Genomic DNA, 3,138 nt, shown 5'->3' with positions numbered 1-3,138 from the left:
AGAAACTCAAATAGCTTGCCCTCCCACACGGCGGGATTTAGGTTGCTTTGATGCATCGTTTTGATATAGACTAACTCCTTACTAAGAGCCTCAAGTTCGCCTAGATAGCTCTCGCGAGCGCTTTCGTCGTGCAGTTCAAGCCGCTTTAAATCTCGCAGTTTGTCCTCTAAAATATCGCAAAATTTCATATATCTTTGCGAGCTAAGCTCGGGATCTGCGGCGTCTGCTCGCGCGGAAGCCTTTTGGACCTGAAAATACACGAGCGCGCCCACCGCAAGGGCGACTGCGAACATCAAAGCGAAATTAGCCATTTTTTCTCCTTAAACCGTCCAAGCCCACGACCGCGAGCCCGAACCAAATTAGCGAAAAGCTCAAAATTTTGTAAGTCTCAAGCTCCTCGCCGTAGATAAATACCGCGATTAGCATGCTCATGCTAGGGCTGATGTATTGCATAAAGCCGATCGTAGATAGCGGCAGATACTGCGTGCTTACGGCGAAGGTAAGTAGCGGTAAAATCGTAATCAGTCCGCTTGCAAACAGCAGCGCGCCGCTTACGTTAAAGCCGAAGGCGCCGCTTCCTTTCAGCGCGCAGTAGATCAGAAACGCAAGCGCAGGCAGCAGCATCAGCGTCGTCTCGCAAAACAGCCCCTCAAAGCTAGGCACTTTTACCTTCTTGCGTATGAGCCCGTAAAATGCAAAGCTAAGCGGCAGCACGAGCGAGATCACGGGCAGGCTGCCTAGCGCGTAAATTTGCACGCAGATGGCGGCGAAGGCTAGCAGTAGCGAGAATTTCGCCGCCGCGCTTAGCCGCTCGCGCAGAAACAAAGCGCCCAAAAGTACCGAAAATAGCGGATTTATAAAATATCCGAGGCTCGTGGCTAAAATTTGATCGGAATTTACCGCGTAGATATAAATGCCCCAGTTCGTGCTGATAAGTAGTCCCGTACAAAGCAGCGTGAGAGCGATTTTAGGGGTGCTAAGAAGCCGCGCGACGTTTTTTAAGCGGTGCGTAAAGCAGAGAAAAACGAGCAGCAGCAGGAAGGACCAAACGACGCGATGCGCTAAAATTTGCACCGCGTCCACGTCCTTTATGAGCTTGAAAAATATCGGAAAAACGCCCCACATAACAAAGGTGGCAAGAGCAAGCATTAGCCCTTTAGTGCGGTTTTCTTCCATAAAATTCCTTCCAAATTGCCTAAAGGCGCTATTTTAAGATTTTTTGGGTTAATAAAAGCTTATTTGGGTATAATCGCGGGATTTACGAAATTTAAGGAGGGGCTATGAGCTGGAGTAGGACGTCGTGGAAAGATTATAAAATTTTACAGCAGCCGATTTATCAGGATGAAAGTGCGGTGCAGGCCGCTAAAGAGCGCCTTTACAAGCTGCCGCCGTTAATTTTTGCGGGCGAGGTTCGCAACCTAAAAGCCGAGCTTGCGCGCGCCAGCGAGGGCAAGTCGTTTCTGCTTCAAGGCGGCGATTGCGCGGAGAGCTTTAATGATTTTAGCGCGAATAATATCCGCGATATGTTTAAGGTAATGCTTCAGATGGCGATCATTCTTACCTTTGCAGCGGGACGCCCCGTCGTTAAGGTAGGTCGTATCGCAGGGCAGTTCGCAAAGCCGCGCAGCAGCGACTTTGAGGAAGCGGGCGGCGTGAGTTTGCCTAGCTACCGCGGCGACATAATCAACGGATTTGAGTTTAACGAAGCGGCGCGAAAGCCGGATCCTGCGCGCATGATCGAGGCGTATCATCAAAGCGCTTCGACGCTGAATCTGCTGCGCGCCTTTTCTCGCGGCGGTCTTGCGAACCTGCACGAGGTGCATAAGTGGAATTTGGGCTTTTTGAAAAAGGGCGAGCTGGAGGCTAAATTTAACGAGCTGAGCGATGAAATTTCGCGCACGCTTAAATTTATGGAGGCGTGCGGACTGAGCGCTGCGAACTCTCCGAGCCTTGCCGAGACAGTGCTTTACACCTCGCACGAGGCGCTGCTACTGCACTACGAGGAGTGTCTGACGCGCATCGACAGCACCAGCGGCGATTGGTACGACTGCTCGGCGCACATGCTTTGGATCGGCGAGCGCACGCGCGGCGCGGACGATGCGCACGTGCATTTTTTAAGCGGTATCAAAAACCCTCTCGGCGTCAAGATCGGCCCAAGCGGCACTGCGGATGAAATTTTGCGCCTTTGCGACAAGCTCAATCCGCAAAACGAAGCAGGCAGGCTAAACGTCATCATCCGCATGGGCGCGGATAAGATCGGCGCGCGGCTGCCGCAAATTTTACGCGAGCTAAAGCGCGAGGGCAGGGCGATCCTGTACAGCATCGATCCGATGCACGGCAACACCGTCAAGGCCGCCAACGGCTACAAAACGCGCGAATTTTCTAAAATTTTAAGCGAGGTTCAGAGCTTTTTTGAGATCCACGCTGCGGAGGGCACGCACGCGGGCGGCATTCACCTTGAGATGACCGGTCAAAACGTCACCGAGTGCACGGGCGGCTCGTTTAACGTAACGCAAGAGACGCTAAAACAGCGCTACGAAACACAGTGCGATCCGCGCCTAAACGCAGATCAGGCGCTAGAGCTTGCGTTTTTGCTCGCCGATAATCTAAAAAAGGCGGAGTAGTTCGCCTTTCGTTGCGCGGGAATTCGGTCGCGGCTTGGAATTTTAGTCGTAGTTTTAGGCGTTTTGACGTAAGCCAGCGCTGCGACCGTGCTTTACGTTCTAAATTTAATCGTAGCTTGGCGCGGGCGATTAAAATTTACGCGGCTTGGAATACGGGGCGGCTTTGGGCGCAGTCTTAGAGCGGTCAAAATATATATATTAAATTTATACCTCGCGCGAAAAAGTAAGCTGCGTAAGCCCGCCGCCAAAATACAAGCAATTGAAAATTTTTGCGGCGTCGCGCCATGATAAAATTTCTTTTTGCAGAGGCTTGCAAACTTTTTGGCGGCTAAATTTAGCCCCGTGAGCTCGCGGCTTAAAATTTTAAATACGCTCTGCATAGAATTTTAAAATTTGCGTTGCCATGGAATTTTAAAAATTTAGCGCTAAATTTACAGCCCGCGGAATTTCATTTGTGAATTTCGCCGTGTAAATTTTGATCGCTCGCTGCTGTGGGCACGCCGCTTATCTGTGC

3 protein-coding genes are annotated in these 3,138 nt (G+C 51.1%); 1 reads left to right on the top strand and 2 read right to left on the bottom strand.

Going from position 1 to position 3,138, the window contains the following annotated elements; translation table 11 throughout:
- Both Q0614_RS07105 and rarD read right to left on the bottom strand, forming a co-directional pair.
- On the bottom strand, positions 1-311 hold a 311-nt coding region (locus Q0614_RS07105), incomplete at its 3' end, for a hypothetical protein (RefSeq protein ID WP_298787603.1).
- On the bottom strand, positions 304-1,176 hold the full coding sequence (rarD, locus tag Q0614_RS07100) for an EamA family transporter RarD (protein WP_298787601.1): 873 nt from the start codon (positions 1,174-1,176) through the stop codon (positions 304-306). The genes rarD and Q0614_RS07105, both read right to left, overlap by 8 nt.
- Positions 1,177-1,280: 104 nt before the next feature.
- On the opposite strand from rarD, the gene Q0614_RS07095 reads away from it, so the two are divergent.
- On the top strand, positions 1,281-2,624 hold the full coding sequence (locus Q0614_RS07095) for a class II 3-deoxy-7-phosphoheptulonate synthase (RefSeq protein ID WP_298787599.1): 1,344 nt from the start codon (positions 1,281-1,283) through the stop codon (positions 2,622-2,624).
- Positions 2,625-3,138 lie beyond the last annotated feature (514 nt).

This window comes from uncultured Campylobacter sp. (assembly GCF_937997595.1).
In the GTDB taxonomy this organism is placed as follows: Bacteria; Campylobacterota; Campylobacteria; order Campylobacterales; family Campylobacteraceae; genus Campylobacter_B.
Note: the sequence above shows the minus strand (reverse complement) of the source record. Positions and strands in the feature narration are given on the sequence as shown.

Excerpts from the sequence above, each read along its gene's own strand:
- Q0614_RS07095 (WP_298787599.1), top strand. The coding sequence starts at position 1,281 with ATGAGCTGGAGTAGGACGTCGTGGAAAGATTATAAAATTTTACAGCAG.
- rarD (WP_298787601.1), bottom strand. The coding sequence starts at position 1,176 with ATGGAAGAAAACCGCACTAAAGGGCTAATGCTTGCTCTTGCCACCTTT.